At 70.1% G+C, this 689-nt stretch carries 1 protein-coding gene; it reads right to left on the bottom strand.

Features of this window, described 5'->3' with window-relative positions; translation table 11 throughout:
• The coding region (locus G7A99_RS23175; protein WP_240466397.1) for a DHHA1 domain-containing protein at window positions 1-689 on the bottom strand (689 nt) is incomplete at both ends.

Raw genomic sequence — 689 nt, 5'->3', positions numbered from 1 at the left:
CCGCGGTAGGCGTTGACGTCCAGGCGGTAGGCCGCTCGCACCGCGCCGTCCAGATCATCCCAGCCGTGGTCCGCGCCCCCGAAGGCGATCGCGTCCACCACCGGCCCACCCTCCACCGGCGAGAGCCGCAGCTTGAGATGGCTGCCCCCGACGATCCGGCGCTCACGCACGGCGAACGTCCCCTCGAAGACCGGCTCGGGAAACGCCTGGCCCCACGGGCCGCCGTTGCGCAGCCGTGCCGCGAGCTCCAGGGTGAGCTCATCCGGCGCCAGCGTGCCGTCGGTGAGTACCGTGGCGTCCAGGTCGGAGGCGCTGACCCAGGACGTTACCGTCTCCACGAAGGCCTCCCGGAATCGTTCCAGATGGGCGTCCGGCAGCGATAGCCCCGCCGCCATGGCGTGTCCGCCGAAACGCGGAATCAGCCCGGGATTGAGGGTGTCAATACGCTCGAGCACGTCCCGCATGTGCAATCCCGGAATGGACCGTGCGGAGCCCTTGAGCATGCCCTCCTCCCCTGCCGGGGCAAAGGCGATTACCGGGCGGTGGAAGCGCTCCTTTACCCGCGAAGCCACGATGCCGATGACGCCCTGGTGCCAGTCCGGATGTGCCAGGCACAGGCCCGGCGGGACACCGTCGTCGCCCATCTTCGCGACCAGCTCGTCCACGTGGGCCACGGCCTCGGCCTTCAT

The organism is Arhodomonas sp. KWT (genome assembly GCF_010993615.1).
Note: the sequence above shows the minus strand (reverse complement) of the source record. Positions and strands in the feature narration are given on the sequence as shown.